Here is a 19223-nt window from a genome sequence, read left to right as displayed (position 1 = left end):
CCGCCCGGCCCAATGCCCGGCCGCCGACCGATCCGCAACCGGCGTGCGCTGTCGGTATACTGGGGAGGTTCGCCGCTTGTCTTCGTTGTAGTCGCTATTACCGACTCGTGCGTTAAACAAGTATTCCATCTCTCCGCCTACCTGCTCGCAGCGCCCGATGTTCGATTTGCCGCCCCGATTGTGGATGTCGGTCACCGCTCTAGGCGGTGCCGGACTGACCCTCCCCCTCGCCGTCACGATCGCCGTGTGGCTGGCGCTCGGCTATTCGGTACGCCGCGCCGCTGCGTGGCTGGCGGTGCTCGGCGCAGCAATCGGCGCTGTCGCGCTCACCAAGATTGCGTTTCTCGGCTGGGGAATCGGCGTGCGCGCCTGGGATTTCACGGGCTTCAGCGGGCATGCGATGCTGTCGACGTCGGTCTACCCGGTCGCGCTGTTTCTCGCGCTCGCGCGCACGCGGCCGGCCATTCGCATCGCCGGCGTCATGGCCGGCTTCGCGGCCGGTATCGCGGTCGGGCTGTCGCGCGTCGCGCTCGACGCCCATTCGCCATCCGAAGCCGTCACGGGCTGCATCATCGGTGCGATTGCCGCGCTGTCGTTCATCGTCGGTTCGTGGCACGCGGTGCCGCACCGCTGGTCAGCACCGGCGGTCGCGGCAAGTCTGGCGGCCGTCACGATCGCGCTGCATGGCGTCACTGTGCCATCGCACCGCTGGGTGACCGCGGTGGCGTTGCAGCTGTCCGGCCACGAGCGCCCGTATGTGCGTGCACGCTGGAAGGCGAATCCGAACTACCGGCCGGCGTCGCGGCCGCTTTCCCAGCCTCAGCAAACGCTCGATATACAGCCGATGCTGCGGCACGCGTAGCGGCGCAGGTCGGCAGGTCGGCAGGTCGGCAGGTCGGCAGGTCGGCAGGTCGGCAGGTCGGCAGGTCGGCAGGTCGGCAGGTCGGCAGGTCGGCAGGTCGGCAGGTCGGCAGGTCGGCAGGTCGAGCATATGCGCCAGAGCGTCTTTTGTCCTGCCCCGACAATACTTATGCCGCCCCTTGCCGCGTAGCGGCCGATCCACCGATACGTCACGCGTTATAACCTCGCATATATTACGATTACAGCTTTCGTCCACGCGATCGCTACCCGCCATGTCCGCTTCGCTTCGCTCTTCCGCCCGGCGCCTGTTCCTGCATGCTGCAACACTGTCCGCGCTCGCTGCCGGCTTCGGCGTCACATCCGTCGCGCATGCCGCCGACGAACTGGTCGTCTCCGCGGCCGCGAGCCTGACCAACGCGTTCCAAGCGATCGGCGATGCGTATCAGAAGCGGCATCCGGGCACGAAGATCCTGTTCAACTTCGGCGCATCGGACGTGCTGATGCAGCAAATCGCCAAGGGCGCGCCGGTCGACGTGTTCGCATCGGCGGACCAGAAAGCCATGGACCGTGCGGTGGCCGAGCGCGTGATAGCGGACGGAACGCGGCGCGATTTCGCCGCGAACTCGCTCGTGCTGATCGTGCCCGCCGACAGCCGCGCAACGTTTGGCTCGCTGCGTGAGCTGGCGGCGCCCGCGGTCAAGCGCGTGGCGTTTGGAGATCCTGCGTCGGTGCCCGTGGGCCGCTACACCGAAGGCGCGCTGAAAGCCGCGGGCGTGTGGAGCGAGATCAGCGCGAAAGGCGTGCTTGCGGCGAACGTGCGCCAGAGTCTCGACTATGTCGCGCGCGGTGAGGTCGACGCGGGTTTCGTGTTCGGCACGGACGCCGCCGTGATGCCGGATCGCGTGAAGGTCGTGCTGAACGTGCCGACGCAAACGCCTATCACCTACCCGGTTGCCGTCGTCCAGGGCAGCCGGCATCCGGCTGCCGCGCAAGGATTCATCGCATTCGTGCTTTCGCCCGACGGCCAGGCGGTGCTCGCACGATACGGGTTCAAGCCCGCCGCCACTGCTGCGCCGGCGGCCCGCTGAGCAACGCCGGGCCAGACTCAATCGCCCGATACCGAATCAGAGATTGCCGATGCACGACGCCTGGATTCCGCTGCTGCTATCGCTGAAAGTTGCCGGTTGGGCAACGGTGCTCGACGTCGTACTCGGTGTCGCGGCCGGTTACGCGCTGGCGCGCTGGCGCTCAGGCGCGCGCGACGTGATCGACTCGCTGCTCACGCTGCCGCTCGTGCTGCCGCCGACCGTCCTCGGCTATTACCTGCTCGTGCTGCTCGGCAGACGTGGCGTATTCGGCGCGTGGCTCGACACGCTCGGCGTCCAGCTCGTGTTCACGTGGCAGGGAGCCGTGATCGCGTCGATGGTCGTGGCGTTCCCGCTCGTGCTGAAATCGGCGCGCGCGGCGTTCGAGGCGGTCGATCCGCAACTCGAGCGCGCGGCGCGCACGCTCGGCGTGAGTGAAACCGGCATTTTTTTTCGCGTGACGCTGCCGCTCGCCGCGCGCGGCATTCTCGCCGGCGCACTGCTCGCTTTCGCACGCGCGCTCGGCGAATTCGGCGCGACGCTGATGATCGCGGGCAACCTGCCGGGACGCACGCAGACCTTGTCGGTCGCCGTCTATGCGGCTGTGCAGGCGGGCGACGACGCGACTGCGAATTTCCTCGTGCTGATTACGTCGGCTGTCTGTGTGCTGATCCTGCTGGTTGCGGGAAAGCTCGTTCCGCCGCGCGCGCTCGCCGGAGCACGTTGACGATGCGCGCGACGATGCCTGTTACCGCCGTTTCGCCTATCTCATGCGTTTCACTCGCGCGCGCCGGCGCCGCGCACGGTCGACCTCCGTTTGGCGAAAGCGAGCCGCTGCGAGTCAGCTCCGCCGTTCATGACGGCCTTGCCATCGGTCATGCCGCCCCCGCCGGAGCACGCAAGCGATGAGCCTCGTCGTCGATATCCACAAGACGTATGCGACGCCCGAGCGCCATTTCACGCTCGACATATCGTTCTCGTCGAATGCGCAGCGGATCGTGCTGTTCGGGCCGTCCGGCGCGGGCAAGAGCCTGACGCTGCAAGCCATCGCGGGGTTGCTCACGCCCGATCGCGGCGCGATCTCGCTCGCCGGCGACACGCTGTTCGACCCGGCACGCGGCATCGATCTGCCGACGCAAGCGCGCCGCGTCGCCTACCTGTTTCAGGACTACGCGCTGTTTCCGCACCTGAACGTGCGGCAGAACCTCGCGTTCGGGCTGAAGCGCGGCTGGCGCAATCCGCGCGCAGACGAGTTGCCGGACGACGCGGCATATTGGCTGCGGGCTTTCGAACTCGATGAGCTAGCCGGGCATTATCCGGCGCAGTTGTCGGGTGGCCAGAAGCAGCGCGTCGCGCTCGCGCGGGCGCTGATCGCGCGCCCGCGAATCCTGCTGCTCGACGAGCCGTTCTCCGCGCTCGACATCGCGATGCGCGAACGGATGCGGCGCGAACTGACGGATCTCCAGGCACGGCTCGACATTCCAATGGTGCTGATCACGCACGACCCGGACGATGTCGCCGCGTTCGGCGATCAGGTAGTGCGGCTTCAGGACGGACGCGTGCTGCATGAGGCGCCGCACGCGCAATGGATGTCGCGCGTACGGTGACGGCACGGTGGCGACCGCGCTCGGTCCGGCGCTCCCGTGCCGCCACACCATCAGCCATCAGCCGCTGACCGCCAGAATCACGCTCGATGCCTTGAACGCCGCGATCGCGCGCGCGCCTTTCGCAAGCCCAAGCGCATCAACGCTGTCATTCGTCACGATTGCCGCAAGCGTCGTGCCGCCATCGAGCGCGAGCAGCACTTCACTGTTCACCGCGCCGCGCGTGACCGTCCCGACGATGCCGTGCAACTGGTTACGCGCCGACAGCTTGAGCGGCGCGCCATCGTCGACCGCAAGCACGACCCACGACGCCTTCACGAGCGCGCATGCATCGACGCCGGGCGCGAGCCCGAGCGCATCAGTGCTCTCATGCGTCAACACCGCGACGATTGTCTGCCCGCCGGGCAGCACGAGCGATACTTCGTCGTTGACGGCTCCGCGCCGGACCGACGCGACCTTGCCGAACAATTGATTGCGCGCGCTCGTCTTCATGCCGATTCTCCCGATGAGTTCCCAATTGAGCGCGAAACCCTCGACGGCCGCGCTCGCCGCATCGATGAAGCGGCGGTGCTCGCGTTCGATCGCCCGATAGGCGGCGATCAACGCGATCGCGCGCGGCGTCAGCGTTGTGCCACCGCCGCCCTTGCCGCCCGTCGAGCGCAGCACGAGCGGCTCGCCGGCGAGGTTGTTCATCGTATCGACCGCGTCCCACGCGCCCTTGTAGCTCAGGCCCACCGCCTTCGCGGCGCGCGTGATCGAGCCGGTTTCGCCGATCGCCGCGAGCAGCGCGATCCGCGCCGCGCCGCCAAGCGTCTCGGCACCCGCGCGCACCCAAAGCTCGCCGTGCAACGCAAGCGGCTCGCGCCTATCGCGCGGCGGCGCATTGGTGCGGGAGGCGGATGAAGGGGAATCGGCCGGATCGACAGCGGTCATCGACGTAGTTTGGCGCAAGAGACACTCATTATAGTCACGCCGATTACGCGCGCTTGCCTCTGATTTTCGGCGCCCGCATCCGGCACAACAACGTTTCGGCCGTCTCTGCCGCATGACGTTGCGCCGCCGCGCCGTAGCCGCGCGCAAAGCCGAGTTGATACGGCGGCGCCGACAGCCGTTCAAGCGAGCCGAGCGCGACAGCTGCGTCGTTCGCGTCGCCGAGCACGGTCTGGATGCTCGCGAGATGCTTGAGCGTCTCGTCCCGCGTGCGGCGCGACGTAAGCGACAAAAAGAATTCGAGCGCATAGCGAAGCCGTTTCGCATCGATGCGTACCCGATGCCTCGCGGCCGCATCAAGCACCGTCAACCGCGCGCGGCCGTGTAGGCGGCCGAACAGCCGTCTCACGCACCTCGCCGCGTGACGCTTGAGCGATGGCGCGTCGTCATCGTGCGACGGATCGTCATGAGCCAGCATGCACAGCCATTCGAGCCACGCGAGCGCGAGCCGCGCATAGCGCGCGGTGCCGAGCGCCTGCCGCAACTCGGCGCGCGCCGCTTCGCCGTGCGCGCCCGCCGCGTCGAGCATCGCGGCCCAGCCGGCCGGGTCACCGTCCGTATCGGCGAACGTGGGAAACGTCGACGTCGCGCAGACGTCCCAATCACGCACCGCGCCGAGCAATCCGCCCAACCAGCGCAGGTCGGCGGAAAACGCCTCCTTCCATCCGGCATCCGCATACCGCGGAAACAGCCGCGCAAGCGTGTGCAGCCGGCGCAGCGCGACACGCATCTGGTGCACATATTCGGGGTCACTGCTCGCGCGCACCCCCGCTTCGTTGCCGAACCATTGTTCGGTCACGTTGCAGCCAAGCGCGAAGACCGCCGCACGCTGCGCGCGCATTCTCGACAAATCGACCGGTTTCGCTTTGAGCGGCGCACCGAGGATATTGGGCGCGTCGGCAGCGCATGCGCGATCGAGCACGCTCGCGAGCGCGGGAAACGCCGGCCACGCGCCGCTCAATTCGCGCGCCGCGCGGAACAGCGCCCGCAATGCGGCGATGCGGGCCTCGGGCGTGCGCGGGTCGGCAACCGAAAGACGCAGCTCGCAAATGCGGTGTAGTGCGGGGACGATGCTGGCCGTGCCGGTCGCCGACGAGACGCAATGAGCGGCAATCGCGCCGCCAGCGGCGGCACGGCTCACGCTCCCATTCGCGGCCGCGCCGGCGTGGCGGACTCCGTCAGCCCTGGCCTTTTTTCCCGACGGCCCGGCAGCGGCAAAAGTCGCGGAGTCAGCAGCCGCGCCGGCATCGGAACTCGCGGCATCCGCCGACGTAGCCGCACGGGGCGGCGCGCCTGCGTCGGCGGCAATCGTCCCAGTCTGTGCACCATCAACCGCGCGAAGGCCGGCGGCAACAGCCCTGGCGGCAACGTCGCCGCCAAACGGCAGCGCACGCACATTGGCAGCGGCGGCAACGCCGGGCGCGCTCGCCAGCGTGACGTCGTCGAGCGTCAGTTCCACTTCGACGCCGTGCGCATCGAGCCAGCGCCCGCGCCGACGATCGACGACAAGCTGCTGCCCGCGCGCGGAAGCGGAAGCGGAAGCGGAAGCGGAAGCGGAAGCGGAAGCGGAAGCGGAAGCGGCAGTATCGCGCTCTTTCGCCGATGCGTCGGCCCGCACCGCATCCGCCGGCGTAGCCGTCTCCGCGTGCTGCATCGCGGGCGCGGCGACGTGCACGTCCTTGCAAGCGCCATCGAATTGCTCGCGCACCGTCACGCCAGGCGCGAGCGCATGACTACGGACGGCAAGCACGCGCCGCGCTTGCGCGGTGGTCTCGGTCCAGGTTTGCCAATGCCAGCCATCTCCGGATTCGGATTCGGGTTCGGCTTCACCGAAACAGCATGGCTCGATCGTCACGCGCTCGTGGCCGCGACGCATTTTTACCGTCGAACAGAGCCGCCACGCCTTTGCCAGCTCCGCGACGAAATCCCGCGCGGCGCGTGAGCGCGCGTCACGCCCGGTTTGCCCGGCTTGAGGCTGGAAGTGCAAAACGATTTCCAGAACACGCACCATGAAGTAAAGCTCCGGAGTTGGCTGAGCCGGCCCCGCGCATTGCATGCGCGCCGTGCCCCCCGATGCTCTACATAGTACACGGCCCCTTTTGCGGCCGATGTGGCTGAACGCCGCTCAACAGCCGCCATCCGTCGTTTATGTCGCCGTCCGCCGCATGCCTGCGGCGTTGAGCGCAGCGGCAACGCGGAGCGCAGCCGGGCCGCAGAGCACGCCCCGCCCGCGCAGCGGGACTGAACGCCACGCCCCGCGCCCGGATTTCCGGGCGTTCAACCCGGCGCACCCTGCGATCGTTCGGCGGGCAGAGGTCCGCCCTTAAATCGCGTATTGCGCGATTCCGTTTCCGAACGACCAATTTTCTTTCAGCACCTCGACAAGATTGATAAACACATCCTCACGGCGCACGCCGGGCGATTCGGCAAGCTGATCGGCAATCAGCCGGTACAGCTCGCGCTTCTGGGCAAGCGTGCGCGTATTGTTCGCGGTGATCTGGATCATCACCAGATCGTCGCTGCGCGCGATGCCGAGATAGTCGCGGCCGTAGAAGAAATTATCGGCGCCGTGCTCAGTGATGATCATGAAAATGTCGTCGACGGGCACGTTGAACGCCTGCTGCAGCGCACGATGAACGCCGGCCGACAACGCCTGCCGATATTCGGCGGATTTGCCTTCGCGCAATGCGATCCGGGTGAACGGCATGGTCTTCCTCCTGGTGGAATGAACATGCATGCAGCTTAGATTCAGTTATCTATAATGAACAGATATCAATCCATATTTCATCTATTTTCATTTTAAATGAAACCACTCGATCTCGACGCCGTCCGCGCATTCGTGCTGGTCGCCGATCTCGCCAGCTTCACGCGCGCCGCCGATGCGCTCGGCACCACGCAATCGGCCGTGAGCCTGAAGCTCAAACGGCTCGAATCGCAGTTGGGGCGGCAGCTCGTCGAGCGCACGCCGCGGCGGGTCATGCTGTCGGCCGAAGGCGCGGCATTCCTGCCCGCCGTGCGCGATCTGCTCGACGCGCACGAACGCGCGCTCGGCACGCTGTCGGCCGGCCCGCGGCGGCTGTCGATCGGCGTGAGCGAACACGTCGCGGTGCCGGATCTGCCGGCCGTTCTCAGCAGCCTGCACCGGCACGATCCGGGGCTCGTGCTGGCGATGCATGTCGGTATGTCGGCGGGGCTGCTTGCGCAATACGACGAACGCCGCCTCGACGCCGTGTTCGTGCGCCACGAACCCGGCGAAGATCCGCCGCGCGACGATGCGACAACGCTCTTCACCGAGCCGCTCGCGTGGCTCACCGCGCCCGGCTGGGTGCCGCGCGCGGGCGAGCCTCTGCCGCTCGCCGTGCTGGCCGGCCCGTGCGGCGTGCGTGCCGCCGCGTTGCGCGCGCTCGAACGGGCCGGAATTGCGTGGAGCGAGCGTTTCACGGGCGGCGGCGTCGCGGCTGTTGCGGCTGCGGCCGCCGCAGGTCTGGCCGTGTGCCCGCTCGCGCGCCGCGTCGCGCCGCGCGAGCTGATCGACGTCGGCGCGCGCCTGGGGCTGCCCGCGCTGCCGGATTCGCAGATCGCGCTCTATTCGCGGGTGCGCGACGCCCGCTCGAAAGACACGCTACGCCGCTTTGCCGGCAGCCTCGCAGGCCCGGCGCAAACGGCCGGACACCGGTAGACTGTCGGATTTCGCCGACCTGTTCGACGCCTGTCATTCGCCTTCCACCGTTGACTGCATGAATCTCGACACCCGCAAACATCTCCGCGCCAATCTGCTGATGCTCCTCGCCGCCGCGATCTGGGGATCGGCATTCGTCGCGCAACGGCTGAGCCTCGACGTGATCGGCCCGTTCCTGTTTACCGGGCTGCGGTTTTTGCTCGGCGCGGCGGTGCTCGTGCCGCTCCTGCGATTCAACGGCGCGGCGCGCTCGCAGTGCGCGGCGATCGCGCGCGATCGCACGCTGATGCTGCCAGGGCTGGTGCTCGGCGCACTGCTCGCGGTGTCGATCTCGTTGCAGCAGGTCGGCCTGCAGTACACGAGGATCGCAAACGCAGGCTTCATCACGTCGCTCTATGTCGTGCTCGTGCCGGTCATCGGCGTATTCTTTCAGCACCGCACCGGCATCGGCACGTGGCTCGGCGCGCTGCTCGCCGCGATCGGCCTCTATTTCCTGAGTGTCGACGAGCGTTTCTCGATCCTGTACGGCGATTGGTTCCAGCTCGGCAGCGCGATCGTGATCGCGATGCACGTCATGGCGGTCGGCCGCTTCGCGCGCCGGCACGATCCGCTCGTGCTGTCGTTCATGCAATTCGCCGTGTGCGGCACGCTGTGCCTGCTGCTCGGGCTCACGATCGAGCCCGTCAGCGTCACGGCGCTCGAGCACGCGCTGCCGACGGTGCTGTACGGCGGGCTGCTGTCGGTCGGCGTCGGCTATACGCTGCAAGTCGTCGCGCAACGCGACGCGGCGCCCGCGCACGCGGCCGTCATTTTCAGCATGGAAGGCGTATTCGCCGCGATCGCCGGCTGGGCCGTGCTTGGCGAAACGCTGTCGGTACGTGCGCTGCTCGGCTGCGCACTGATGCTCGGGGGGCTGCTCGTCTGCCAATTGCTGCCCGATCACGCGCGCCGCCGCGCCGGCGGCAAAGACAACGACGTGCTGGCCGCCTGAGCCGCAAGCCGCTCCCTATAATGTCGTTTCCTTTGTCTTCCTGACTATTTCGCGAAGGGAAACACCGTGACTCCGTCCGTCGTCGACCCGGCCAAGCCTGGCGCCGCGCTGCTGCACGAGCGGGCCGCGCGCTTTGCCGCTGAAGTGGCCCTGTTCGTGCGCGATCATGCGCTGTCGATCGCGTCGCACGATCTGCGCAGTCCGCTCAACGCGATGCAAAGCTGGGCATATGTGCTGGAACGCCGGCTCGCGCCGGGCGACGACAGCCTGCAACGCGCGCTCGCCGGTATTCGGGCCGGCATCGAGCAGCAGACGGCGCTGCTGGAAGCGATCGTCGATGCGCCGCGCGCCGAAACCCGCACGCTCGCGCTCAAGCGCGCGAGCACGCCGATCGCCGCGCTTGTCGACGAATGCGTCGCGCTCGCGCGCGCCGCACTCGGCGATGCGCGCGGTACGGCGATCGTGATCGCGTCGCGCGTGCAGCCGGATAAAGCGCTCGACTGCGATCGCGAACGGATCGCCCAGGCGCTGTGGACCATGTTGACGTTCGCGATCGACGCGAGCGCGCCCGGCGGCGAAGTCACGCTCGCATGGGAAACCGGCGCGGACGTGATGCGTTTCGCCGTGACGTTCGCCGCCCAGCCGCACGCGCTGACTGACGCAACGCTGCCGCACGCGTTCGAGGCGTTCGCGCGGCGCGACGCGCTCGCCGAGCGCCACGGCAAACGCCCCGCAGCCGTGTTCGCGCTATGCGACCGGGTTGCGCGCGCGCACGGCGGCGCGTTCGCGTCCGATGCGCTCGCGAGCGGCATGCAGACGAGCATCGCGCTGACCCTGCCCGCACCGTATAAATAACCACGCCATCCGCGCCACGAAGCTGCCGCATGTTGACTGGCAATCATTACATTTTCCTTTCCAGCCTTATACTGACGCTTCGTTCATTTCTGGAGTCCCTTCGTTGATTCAGATCGTCGCGCTTGCCGGCGCGCTGCTCCTTGTGGCCCTCAACGGCTTCTTCGTCGCCGCCGAATTCGGTCTCGTGAAGCTGCGCGCTACGCGTGTCAAAACCCTTGCCCGCCAGCACGGCATGCGCGGACGCATCCTGAAAGTCGTCCACTCGCGGCTCGACGCGTATCTGTCCGCGTGTCAGCTCGGCATCACGCTCGCGTCGCTGGGCCTCGGCTGGGTCGGCGAGCCCGCGTTCGCACAATTGCTCGAACCGGTGCTCGCGCTTGCCGGCATCGAATCGCAGCGGATCGTGAGCCTGATCTCGCTCGTCTTCGCGTTCTCGGTGATCTCGTTCCTGCACATCGTCGTCGGCGAACTCGCGCCGAAATCGATGGCGATCCGGCAGGCTGAGAAGACCGGCCTCTGGGTCGCGCTCCCGCTGTATGCGTTCTATTGGGCGATGTACCCGGCAATCTGGGTGCTCAACGCCAGCGCGAACGCAGTGCTGCGGCTCGCGGGCCTGTCCGCGAGCCACGACAGCGACACGCATTATTCGACCGACGAACTGAAGCTGATCCTCAAGAGCCGCCGCAACGCGAGCGGCGCATCGAAATCGCCGAAACTTGCGTACAGCTCCGACGAATGGAATACGCTCGCGCACTCGCTCGATTTTTCGTCGATGACCGTATCGGACCTGATGCGCCCGGCTCACGAGATGATCGGTCTGCGCCGCGACGTGCCGCTCGCGGCCAACATGGAAGTCGTCGCGCGGCACCGCTTCAGCCGCTATCCGCTGTTCGACGACGGCGCGCGTGAACGCGTGAGCGGCCTCATTCATCTGAAGGATCTGCTGCTTGCGCGGCACGCGAACGCGTCGCTCGACGATCTGTCCGCCTACGTGCGCCCTGTTCAGTACGTGAAGCCCGATACACCCGCGCTCGACCTGTTCCGGCGCTTCCGCAAAGGCGCGCCGCACTTCGCGCTCGTCGGCGAGCGGCACTCGAAGCCGATTGGCTTTCTGACGCTCGACAATCTGCTCGGCGCGCTCGTCGGACAGATTCACGACGAATTCCGCCAAGGCGACGCCGAGTGGAATCGCCTCGACGACGGTACCTTGATCGGCAAGGGCAGCCTGCCCGTCGTGTCGCTCGAGCAGGCGCTCGGCATCGACATCGACGAGGGCCGCGCCGAATCAGTCGGCGGGCTTGTGATCCAGGCGCTCAACGATCTGCCGGCCGAAGGCCAGCGCGTGTCGTTCGAACGCTTCGATATCGTCGTGAAGAAAATGAGCGGGCCGCGAATCGTGCTCGTGCGCGTGTATCCGAAGGTGCTCAAGGATGCGGACGAATGAGCGGGCAGGCTCGACGCGACGCCGCGCCCTCGCGCTTGGGCCTGTCGCGCCGCCAAGTGCGGACCGTATGAGCGCGCCGCGCGCATCACGGGCGCATGCCGGATGTATGACGCATTCGTTGTATCCGGTTCGCCGAGCGTGGCGGTTTCGCGTCGAAGCCGCTTCGCCGCGCGGCGAAGCATGGCGGCCCGCGCCAGCCCGTTATCGCCACGAACCGACCCGAGGATGACGCAATGCCCTCCCCGCTCGTGCTGCCGCCGCACTATCTGATCACGCCCGAGCCCGCGTCTGATTCGGACGCGGATCTCGCAGCGTTCGTCGAGCGGCTGTCGGCCGCGCTCGCGGCGGGTTGCTCGCTTGTCCAGCTACGCGCGAAAACGCTCGATGCCGCCGCTTACGCGGCGCTCGCCGTCGAGGCGATCGCACGCTGCCGCACGAGCGGCGCGCGGTTGATCGTCAACGGGCCGCTGGATGGCGACGCCGCGCTCGCGCTCGGTGCGAGCGGCGTGCATCTGGGCAGCGTCGCATTGCGCGCGGCGCGTGCACGCCCCATCGCGTCAGACGGTTTGCTCTCGGCCGCGTGCCATTCACTCGACGATCTGCGGCACGCGCAGCGTATCGGCGTGGATTTCGCGACGCTGTCGCCCGTCCTGCCGACGCTCACGCACCCCGGCGCACCAACGCTCGGCTGGCCTCGCTTCGCAGACTATGCGGCACAAACGCGTATGCCGGTCTACGCGCTCGGCGGCATGACGCGCGAACATTTGCCTTTGGCCCGCGCGCATCGTGCGCACGGTATCGCGGGAATTCGCGGGTTTTGGTGATCGAGCCGGCCGCGTCGGCCGATCCGCGCATCACATGCCGCGCAGCGAGGCAGGCGCGACGTCCGCGTACTGCCGCGCATCGTGCGTCAGCGCGTAACGGTTGACGTCGCCCGTCAGCCACGCGACGAGCGCATACGGCGGCAATTCGCCGTCCGCAACCCGATCCCGCGCCCGCGCAGGCGTCTCGAACACGATCCGCCCTGCCGGCGCGTTGCGAAACGGCAGCGGCCGCGGCGACAGGTTCAGCGCAATGCTGAGCGTCTCGCCGTCGCCAAGCCGCCAAGCCGCGATCAGCGCATCGGCCTCGGCACCGTCGGCCGTGCGCAGCATGTCGGTGCTGCGCGGACGCACGTCGACGAGCCGCGGCGCGATCAGCTTCGCGCGCACCGCAAGCGCCGATTGCACGAAGTGGCGGCGCGACGGGTCGCCTGCCACGCCATCGAAGATCAGCGGAATCTGCGGCGTCAGCAACGACAACGCAAGCGCGGCGAGATCCGCCTCGCGCACGCTGCGCACGATGCCGTCGGACAGCACGAGCGACGTCAGCGGCAACGCGATGTCCGCCATTGCGCCGTCGCAGCCGGCCGCGCGCGTGCGTTGGAACACCGCGCCGCCCGCCGTCAGCGCACGCGCGAGCGCATGAATCGACTGATGCGTCGATACGCCATCGCCATGCGCGCGTTCGCGGCGGCCCGTGAGCCGGTACAGCGCGCGTTCGCCGCAACCGTTCCATTGCGCGTCGAAATGCGTATCGGCAAGATGCGACGGATGCCGTTCGCTGCCGAGCACGAGATGCACGATCCGGTCAGCCGGCAATGCCGCGCGCACCCGGTCGGCAATTTCGCGCAGCCAGACGTTGCCGATACGGTCCGCTTCGCGAATACGCAGTCCGTCGAGGCGATATTCATCGAGCCAAAACAACGCGTTGTCGCAGAAAAAATCGCACACCTGAGGATGATCGAGCGCGAGCGGCGGCGCTTGCAGCGGATCGTCGCGCGTATGGAAAAACGGCTGCGCGTATGCGCGCAACGCGTCGGTGCCGCAGCCAAAGCGGGCGTAATCGAGATCGAGCAGCACCGCGAGGCCGTAGCCGTGCGCATCGTCGATCAGGCGCTTCAGCGCGTCATGGCCGCCATGCGCGGCACACGGAGCGAACGGCAAACTGTCGTCGCGCGCGTGGGGCGCGGCGAGCAGCTCCAGCGCCGTCACGCCAAGCTGCGCGAGCTGCGGCAAGCGGCGGCGTATACCGTCATAGCCGCCTGCCGCGCCGGGTTGAACCGCGTAAAGCGCGATCTCCTCCCAGGGCCGGCCGCGCCAGAACGTGTGACGCCACGTAAACGCGCGCGGATCGACCACCTCGCTCGGGCCTTCGATGCCGTCCGGTTGCGAGCGCGACGCGGGATCGGGAATGATCAGCGTATCGTCGAGCCGGTAACGATAGCGCGCATGTGCGCCGCAATCGGCAAACGTCTCGAACCAGCCGTTGCCCGCGGGCGTCATCGGCTGCTCGCCGGCATCGCCGCCGGAGGCTTCGATCAATAGCGTGACGGCCGTGTATGCGGGCGCCCAGATACGGAAATGCGTGCGAGTGGTGGCGCAAGCCGCGCCGCACGGCTGCGCGCCGAATGGCAGGCAGTGCGAATAATGACGCGCATACGGATCGTGAGGGCATTCGGACATGACGCACTCCTCCTGCGTTCAGAGGCATGGCGAAACGCCGCGTGCGGCGCGCATGCATGTAACGCTTCAGTCCGACGAAGAAGGGCATTCAGTATGCGCCGATTCGCACACCGAAGCGAGCGCCGGAGCGCTGTTTTAATCATGGAACGACCCCGAAAGCGCGGGATTCGGCTTGGTCCGCTGGCTAATCTCACCCGACAGCCGGCATTCGCGAACCGGGCAAACCGGCCGTTGGCCGCTTCGCCAGGCCCGCGCATCGCGAAGCCGACGAATCAGAACGAAAACGGCCAGCCCGCGTGAATCCGGCAGCGCGACAGGTCGGTGCAGCAAAACCCGCGACGGCGGCCATTACGCGACTCCGCAATGCGCCACCGGGATGACGCAGGCACGCTTGCCGTTCCCGCGGAACGCGAGCGCGAATGCGCGGGCACGGGCTGCGCGGCGTCGAAGCTCGGTCAGTAGTCCGATAAGACACAGCGTGCGCGGCGATGCGCGTAGCCAACCGGCCGCATCGCCGCACCCAGCCGACGCCCCGCTCGCCTCGCGGCGATGCCCGGTTCCATCGCAGGCCGATCGCGCCGGACGTGCGCGTACGCCATCGCTTCTCCACGCTCGCGGCCAACTTGCGCGTCCGCCTGCACTCGATCAGCCGAGCAGCCCCGCCGCGACGTTCACCGACAAACCTAGCACCGCCATATTGAAATAGAACGACAAGATGGACTGCGCGAGCGCCGCGCGCCGAATCGACCGGCCGCGCAGCGACACGTCCGACGTCTGCGACGCGACTGCGATCGTGAACGAGAAATACAGGAAATCCCAATAATCCGGCTCGTGATGACTGTCAGGATACGACAGCGCCCGCTCGTCCTGCGGCGATTGATAGTAGAGCCGCGCGTAGTGCAGCGTGAAGATCGTCGGAATCAGAAACCACGCGCCGAACATCGTCGCGCCCGTCACCGCGTAATGCATGAGTCCCGAGCGAAAGCCAATGCCTTTCACGCTGACGAGTTCGACCACGATCGCCGCGATGCTCGCGACCGTCGCGACGCAAATGATGGTCAGCAAGATCGTTGCTTTCTCGTCGTCGCGCATGGCGATCTTGCGCACCTGATCGTGATGCGCGCGGATCATCTGCGTCCAGATCAGCGCGAGATACAGCCAGACCGTGCAGTCCCAGCCGATCAGCGCGCGCACGAAAGGCCGCAAAGGCCCCGGCAGCAGCAGGCCAACCGCGATGCCCGCGGCGAGCGCGAGCATCATGCGCGGACGGTTGCGTAGCACTTGCGGGTAGAGCGTCATAGTCGTGGAGAATTAACGTTCGAAAGTGGAATGAAAGACCGTGTCTGCGGCATTGCGCAACGCTGCGATTATTGCGTCCCCGCAACGGCTGCGCCAAGCGCGACTGTGCCCTAAGATGGGCGGATGGATACTGCCCCGCTGATTTTTCATCACGAAGCAAACCGCGCAGGCCGCGATTTCGTCGTCGGCGATCTGCACGGCTGCGTCGATCCGCTGCGCGTGCTGCTGCGCAATGTGCGTTTCGATCCGGTGCGCGACCGGCTGTTCTCGGTCGGCGATCTGATCGATCGCGGCGAGCAATCCGAGCAAGCGCTCGCGCTGCTCGAGCGCCCGTGGTTTTTTTGCGTGCTCGGCAATCATGAGGACGTATTGTGCTCGGTCGCAACCGGCTCACTGCCGATGAGCGTCTGGCAGCGCATTGGCGGCAGTTGGGCGGCCGGGTTGCCCGACGCCACGCTCGCGCGCTATCAGCGGCGGCTGCGCGAATTGCCGCTCGTGCGCACCGTCGGCGAAGGCGACACGCGCTTCAACGTGCTGCACGCCGAGTTTCTCGGCAGCGACGCCGAACTCGATCGCGGCGAATACGCCCCGGACGTGGCGACGCGGCTGCTATGGGGCCGCGAGCTTGCGTATGGACGCGCCGATCCGGCGCGGCAAGCTGGGTTGTCCACGACCTATTGCGGACATACGCCCATGCACGACATCGTGCGCATCGGCGCACAAACGTTTATCGATACCGGCGCGTTCGACCCGTCGGGCCGGCTCACGTTGCTCGACACGAAAAGTGGCGAACATTGGTCGCTGTCGGTCGCGGCCGCGCGACGTCAACGCGCCGCCGAGATTGCGCTGCCGTAGCGCGGCGGCGGGCCGGGCCGCACGATGCCGTCAGCCAACCTGATTCAGCTCGAACACGGCATCGACGGCCGCGCCATTCCAGTTGTATTCGAGGTATGCGGCGTGATGGCAATCGCGCAGCAGCGTTGTCCTGAACGCCGCCAGGCATTCGCCGCCGGGATCGCGCACCGACGGATAGACGATGCCCGCACCGCCCGCGTTTCGCACCGCGCGGCCAAGCGCCCGGCCCGCGGCATAGTCGTCCGGATCGAGCAGCGCCGGATCGCGTGCGCGCCAGGCCCGCACGTCGGCCACGTCGCCTTGCGCGGCCACCGTATAGAGCCGCATCTGCTGACGCATCGGCGGCTCCCTGGTCGCCGCGAGAAATAATGACGTGTGGTAGCGCGTCTCGGCAATTGCCGTGGTCCGCGAGCGCGCACAATAGAACACGCCGTAGCTGCCATCCGAGAAACGGCTGCCGTCCGGGTTCAAGTGCGTAAACGCTGCCATGATCGGCCCGTAGCCGGGGCCGAAGCGGCGCTCGCCGGGCGGCACGAGTTCGAGCGTGCCGACCTCGGCGCGCACGCGGTCGTTGGTCAACGCCTCCAGCGCGTAGAGCGCGTCGAAATCCTCGGCCGATGCAACGCGGTCGAACAGATTGATCGCGGGAAAGCGCGTGGGGATCACGCGGTAGGCGGGCGTCCAGCTCAGCAGCGTGGTGGGCCAAGGGGGCTGCACTCCGGAGACAGTCACGCCCATCCGCCTCGCGCCGCATCGAGATATTGCCGAACCGCGACGAGATCGCTGATGTTCCCCGCAAGCATCCGGTCGATCGCGCGCTTACCGTGGAACGGCGCGGCATCATTCGGCCGCTTGACCCATGCGTCAGCCGCGGCGGATTGCGGCAGCAGAATCTGCAGCGCCTTGTAGATGCCGAGCACGAGCGACAGGCGCTCGAGCGTATCGTGCGTAAGACGCGCGGTGTGCGGCGACGCCTTCCATTTGAAGAACGTCGAGCGGCCGGGCGAGCCGAGCAGCACGATCTGCTCGTCGGTCGACAGATCCCAGTCTCGAGCAATATTGAAAAAGGCGCGCAAGCCGGCTGCCGACATTTGCGCCACCGTGGCCTCGGGAGGATTCGGAAGCGGATTCGCAGCGGAACGGGGCATGACAGTTAGTCTCAAAAAAGATTCACTAACAAGATTAGTCCATTTTGAGATCTTTGCAAGAAAAATGGTCGCCGCCCCTTCAAAATCGGAGGGAGAAAAATAGAGCCAGTTCGGGAGCGGGATACGCGACCGCTATTGCGATCGCACAAATCGGTTCGCGCAAACAAACCGCGCGAACCGCCTGGACGAAATCGAAATCGAATGAGATGAAATTGAACAGATACCCAGAGCCGATCAAGCCGGCCGCGCCGCATCAATAGCGGCGACCGGCGGCGAAAAGCTCCGCGCGTCGCGTGCGCGCACCCTCGCCGCAATCTCATCGACGCGCGACAACTGATGACGGTTGTCGAAATTCCACGGATGAAAATCGGGCCTGAAGAAACTCAGCCACTCGCGCGCGATATTCGGAAACATCCCGTGGCGCGGGCCGTACAGCAGTTTGACCACGCGCCACAGACCGCGCACGCTTTTGTCCGACGTGCGATCCCAGCGAATCAGCTGCGAATGTATCAGGAACACGTTCGGCCAGAACGTCAGCGTCGTCACCAAATACGTGCCGACGCGAATCAAATAGCGCGCCGGCCCCGGCTTCATCACGGCGTTCCAGACGTCGAACGACACCGCCTTATGCTCGGTTTCTTCGAGCGCGTGCCACAGCCACATCTGAGCGTAGCTTTCGTGCGAGCCGGCCAGCGCAGACGGTTGGGTCAGCAGCCAATTGGCCAACATCGCCGTGTAGTGCTCGAGCGCAACCGTATGAGCGAGTTGCACCGAATGCGGCAGTACTTTCTTCATCCAGCGAGTCACGCTCCACACGCGCTTGTCGATGCGTCGCGCCGGCAGCCGGTTCGCCTGCATCAGTTCGTTGTACTCGACATGCTCGCGCGTATGCATGGCCTCCTGGCCGATAAAGCCGAGCACTTGTTTTTTCAGCACCGGATCTTCAATGCGGTCGCGGTAATTGCGCACGGAATCCATGAAGAAGCGCTCGCCAGCCGGGAACAGCAGCGACAACGCATTGAAGAAGTGCGAGACTTGCGGACCCTGTCCGTGCCAATTCTTCGCGCGCTCGACCGGCAAATTGAAGTGCAGATCGCGGCGAACAGGCATCGCGAACACGGCGTCCGCGGAAGTTACTGAATGCTCCATCGCTGTCTCCTATTTTGCTTGCTCTTTCAGCAGAATGGACGCGCCGGATTCGGCCCTGCGTCCGGCGCTCGTATGCCCACGCGCGGCTTCGTCGCAGCACGGCAGCACAACCGCCAACTACAGCAAACACGACAATTGTTACATCATTAAATGTAACAATATGGCGTGAAAGCGCGAATCCGCAAGACACTCGTTAGTAGCTGTCTTCCAAACGCCGCCGTCGGCATGACGCACCGGCAAATCCAGCCAGCCCGCCACGGCTCCCCTACAATAGCGGGTCATTTCAATTCAATTCAGGAGCATCTCATGGCAGTCGTCACCACCGCATCGGGCCTCCAGTACGAAGACCTGACCGAAGGCTCCGGCGCACAAGCCCAAGCGGGCCAAACGGTGAGCGTCCATTACACCGGCTGGCTCACCGATGGTCAGAAATTCGATTCGAGCAAGGACCGCAACGATCCGTTCGCATTCGTGCTGGGCGGCGGAATGGTGATCAAGGGCTGGGATGAAGGCGTGCAGGGGATGAAAGTGGGCGGCGTGCGGCGTCTGACGATTCCGCCGCAACTCGGCTACGGCGCGCGCGGCGCCGGCGGCGTGATTCCGCCTAACGCGACGCTGGTGTTCGAAGTCGAATTGCTCGACGTCTGACCCGGTGTGGCCAGGCGGTCCAGCCCAAACGATATGGTGCCGGGCCGCCGATACCGGGCCGCGCGAGCGCTCGCCCACACCGCCGGCCCCGTCATCGCCCATTCTGCCGCC

General features: G+C 66.6%; 19 protein-coding genes. 11 read left to right on the top strand and 8 right to left on the bottom strand.

Annotation, left to right across the window (positions count from 1 at the left end; translation table 11 throughout):
- Nucleotides 1-157: 157 nt before the first annotated feature.
- The 4 genes from AQ611_RS17700 (at nt 158) to AQ611_RS17685 (ending at nt 3553) form a co-directional block, all read left to right on the top strand.
- The gene (locus AQ611_RS17700; RefSeq protein ID WP_059515145.1) at nt 158-862 is read left to right on the top strand and encodes a phosphatase PAP2 family protein; all 705 of its coding nucleotides are present in this window, start codon (nt 158-160) and stop codon (nt 860-862) included.
- Between the two features lie 271 nt (nt 863-1133).
- Nucleotides 1134-1949, top strand: coding sequence for a molybdate ABC transporter substrate-binding protein (gene modA / locus AQ611_RS17695; RefSeq protein ID WP_059515146.1), 816 nt, complete (start codon nt 1134-1136; stop codon nt 1947-1949).
- A gap of 49 nt (nt 1950-1998) precedes the next feature.
- The gene (modB, locus tag AQ611_RS17690; protein WP_069235546.1) at nt 1999-2673 is read left to right on the top strand and encodes a molybdate ABC transporter permease subunit; all 675 of its coding nucleotides are present in this window, start codon (nt 1999-2001) and stop codon (nt 2671-2673) included.
- 178 nt (nt 2674-2851) lie between these two features.
- Nucleotides 2852-3553: a sulfate/molybdate ABC transporter ATP-binding protein gene (locus AQ611_RS17685; RefSeq protein WP_069235545.1), complete on the top strand. Its 702-nt coding sequence runs from the start codon at nt 2852-2854 to the stop codon at nt 3551-3553.
- Between the two features lie 57 nt (nt 3554-3610).
- Here the strand turns inward: AQ611_RS17685 and AQ611_RS17680 are convergent, their stop codons facing one another.
- From AQ611_RS17680 to AQ611_RS17670, 3 genes are all read right to left on the bottom strand, one after another.
- On the bottom strand, nt 3611-4483 hold the full coding sequence (locus AQ611_RS17680; RefSeq protein ID WP_069235544.1) for a TOBE domain-containing protein: 873 nt from the start codon (nt 4481-4483) through the stop codon (nt 3611-3613).
- 43 nt (nt 4484-4526) lie between these two features.
- Entirely contained in the window at nt 4527-6551 is a 2025-nt protein-coding gene (locus tag AQ611_RS17675) for a CHAD domain-containing protein (RefSeq protein WP_069235543.1), read from the bottom strand.
- Between the two features lie 312 nt (nt 6552-6863).
- A complete protein-coding gene (locus AQ611_RS17670; protein ID WP_059515156.1) occupies nt 6864-7247 on the bottom strand; it encodes a tautomerase family protein in 384 nt (127 codons plus the stop codon).
- A 96-nt stretch (nt 7248-7343) separates the two neighbouring features.
- On the opposite strand from AQ611_RS17670, the gene AQ611_RS17665 reads away from it, so the two are divergent.
- The 5 genes from AQ611_RS17665 to AQ611_RS17645 all read left to right on the top strand — a co-directional run bounded on the left by AQ611_RS17665 (nt 7344) and on the right by AQ611_RS17645 (nt 12333).
- On the top strand, nt 7344-8219 hold the full coding sequence (locus tag AQ611_RS17665; RefSeq protein WP_069235542.1) for a LysR family transcriptional regulator: 876 nt from the start codon (nt 7344-7346) through the stop codon (nt 8217-8219).
- Between the two features lie 58 nt (nt 8220-8277).
- Nucleotides 8278-9210: a DMT family transporter gene (locus AQ611_RS17660; RefSeq protein WP_069235541.1), complete on the top strand. Its 933-nt coding sequence runs from the start codon at nt 8278-8280 to the stop codon at nt 9208-9210.
- Nucleotides 9211-9276: 66 nt separating this feature from the next.
- Nucleotides 9277-10065: a sensor histidine kinase gene (locus AQ611_RS17655; RefSeq protein ID WP_069235540.1), complete on the top strand. Its 789-nt coding sequence runs from the start codon at nt 9277-9279 to the stop codon at nt 10063-10065.
- Between the two features lie 103 nt (nt 10066-10168).
- The gene (locus AQ611_RS17650; RefSeq protein WP_069235539.1) at nt 10169-11509 is read left to right on the top strand and encodes a hemolysin family protein; all 1341 of its coding nucleotides are present in this window, start codon (nt 10169-10171) and stop codon (nt 11507-11509) included.
- Between the two features lie 233 nt (nt 11510-11742).
- A complete protein-coding gene (locus AQ611_RS17645) occupies nt 11743-12333 on the top strand; it encodes a thiamine phosphate synthase (RefSeq protein ID WP_069235538.1) in 591 nt (196 codons plus the stop codon).
- A 30-nt stretch (nt 12334-12363) separates the two neighbouring features.
- Here the strand turns inward: AQ611_RS17645 and AQ611_RS17640 are convergent, their stop codons facing one another.
- Both AQ611_RS17640 and AQ611_RS17635 read right to left on the bottom strand, forming a co-directional pair.
- Nucleotides 12364-14013 (bottom strand): DUF3459 domain-containing protein, encoded by a 1650-nt coding sequence (locus AQ611_RS17640; RefSeq protein ID WP_069235537.1) that lies wholly within the window; start codon nt 14011-14013, stop codon nt 12364-12366.
- Between the two features lie 645 nt (nt 14014-14658).
- On the bottom strand, nt 14659-15312 hold the full coding sequence (locus AQ611_RS17635; RefSeq protein WP_069235536.1) for a DUF1345 domain-containing protein: 654 nt from the start codon (nt 15310-15312) through the stop codon (nt 14659-14661).
- A gap of 123 nt (nt 15313-15435) precedes the next feature.
- On the opposite strand from AQ611_RS17635, the gene AQ611_RS17630 reads away from it, so the two are divergent.
- A complete protein-coding gene (locus AQ611_RS17630; protein ID WP_069235535.1) occupies nt 15436-16167 on the top strand; it encodes a metallophosphoesterase in 732 nt (243 codons plus the stop codon).
- 30 nt (nt 16168-16197) lie between these two features.
- Here AQ611_RS17630 and AQ611_RS17625 read toward each other — a convergent pair whose 3' ends face one another.
- From AQ611_RS17625 to AQ611_RS17615, 3 genes are all read right to left on the bottom strand, one after another.
- Complete coding sequence (locus tag AQ611_RS17625) at nt 16198-16905, bottom strand: RES family NAD+ phosphorylase (RefSeq protein WP_059515175.1); 708 nt, start codon at nt 16903-16905, stop codon at nt 16198-16200.
- Nucleotides 16896-17315, bottom strand: coding sequence for an MbcA/ParS/Xre antitoxin family protein (locus AQ611_RS17620; RefSeq protein WP_059515176.1), 420 nt, complete (start codon nt 17313-17315; stop codon nt 16896-16898). Before AQ611_RS17620 ends, AQ611_RS17625 begins: the two co-directional genes overlap by 10 nt.
- Before the next feature lie 234 nt (nt 17316-17549).
- Complete coding sequence (locus AQ611_RS17615; RefSeq protein ID WP_069235534.1) at nt 17550-18464, bottom strand: metal-dependent hydrolase; 915 nt, start codon at nt 18462-18464, stop codon at nt 17550-17552.
- A 306-nt stretch (nt 18465-18770) separates the two neighbouring features.
- Between AQ611_RS17615 and AQ611_RS17610 the strand changes: the two genes are divergently transcribed.
- Entirely contained in the window at nt 18771-19112 is a 342-nt protein-coding gene (locus AQ611_RS17610; protein ID WP_069235533.1) for an FKBP-type peptidyl-prolyl cis-trans isomerase, read from the top strand.
- Nucleotides 19113-19223: the final 111 nt, after the last annotated feature.

It is taken from the genome of Burkholderia singularis (assembly GCF_001718875.1).
In the GTDB taxonomy this organism is placed as follows: domain Bacteria; phylum Pseudomonadota; class Gammaproteobacteria; order Burkholderiales; family Burkholderiaceae; genus Burkholderia; species Burkholderia singularis.
Note: the sequence above shows the minus strand (reverse complement) of the source record. Positions and strands in the feature narration are given on the sequence as shown.

Excerpts from the sequence above, each read along its gene's own strand:
- AQ611_RS17675 (WP_069235543.1), bottom strand. The coding sequence starts at position 6,551 with ATGGTGCGTGTTCTGGAAATCGTTTTGCACTTCCAGCCTCAAGCCGGG.
- modA (WP_059515146.1), top strand. The coding sequence starts at position 1,134 with ATGTCCGCTTCGCTTCGCTCTTCCGCCCGGCGCCTGTTCCTGCATGCT.
- AQ611_RS17680 (WP_069235544.1), bottom strand. The coding sequence starts at position 4,483 with ATGACCGCTGTCGATCCGGCCGATTCCCCTTCATCCGCCTCCCGCACC.
- AQ611_RS17615 (WP_069235534.1), bottom strand. The coding sequence starts at position 18,464 with ATGGAGCATTCAGTAACTTCCGCGGACGCCGTGTTCGCGATGCCTGTT.
- AQ611_RS17630 (WP_069235535.1), top strand. The coding sequence starts at position 15,436 with ATGGATACTGCCCCGCTGATTTTTCATCACGAAGCAAACCGCGCAGGC.
- AQ611_RS17700 (WP_059515145.1), top strand. The coding sequence starts at position 158 with ATGTTCGATTTGCCGCCCCGATTGTGGATGTCGGTCACCGCTCTAGGC.
- AQ611_RS17670 (WP_059515156.1), bottom strand. The coding sequence starts at position 7,247 with ATGCCGTTCACCCGGATCGCATTGCGCGAAGGCAAATCCGCCGAATAT.
- AQ611_RS17610 (WP_069235533.1), top strand. The coding sequence starts at position 18,771 with ATGGCAGTCGTCACCACCGCATCGGGCCTCCAGTACGAAGACCTGACC.
- AQ611_RS17640 (WP_069235537.1), bottom strand. The coding sequence starts at position 14,013 with ATGTCCGAATGCCCTCACGATCCGTATGCGCGTCATTATTCGCACTGC.
- modB (WP_069235546.1), top strand. The coding sequence starts at position 1,999 with ATGCACGACGCCTGGATTCCGCTGCTGCTATCGCTGAAAGTTGCCGGT.
- AQ611_RS17645 (WP_069235538.1), top strand. The coding sequence starts at position 11,743 with ATGCCCTCCCCGCTCGTGCTGCCGCCGCACTATCTGATCACGCCCGAG.
- AQ611_RS17635 (WP_069235536.1), bottom strand. The coding sequence starts at position 15,312 with ATGACGCTCTACCCGCAAGTGCTACGCAACCGTCCGCGCATGATGCTC.
- AQ611_RS17625 (WP_059515175.1), bottom strand. The coding sequence starts at position 16,905 with ATGGGCGTGACTGTCTCCGGAGTGCAGCCCCCTTGGCCCACCACGCTG.
- AQ611_RS17685 (WP_069235545.1), top strand. The coding sequence starts at position 2,852 with ATGAGCCTCGTCGTCGATATCCACAAGACGTATGCGACGCCCGAGCGC.
- AQ611_RS17660 (WP_069235541.1), top strand. The coding sequence starts at position 8,278 with ATGAATCTCGACACCCGCAAACATCTCCGCGCCAATCTGCTGATGCTC.
- AQ611_RS17665 (WP_069235542.1), top strand. The coding sequence starts at position 7,344 with ATGAAACCACTCGATCTCGACGCCGTCCGCGCATTCGTGCTGGTCGCC.
- AQ611_RS17620 (WP_059515176.1), bottom strand. The coding sequence starts at position 17,315 with ATGCCCCGTTCCGCTGCGAATCCGCTTCCGAATCCTCCCGAGGCCACG.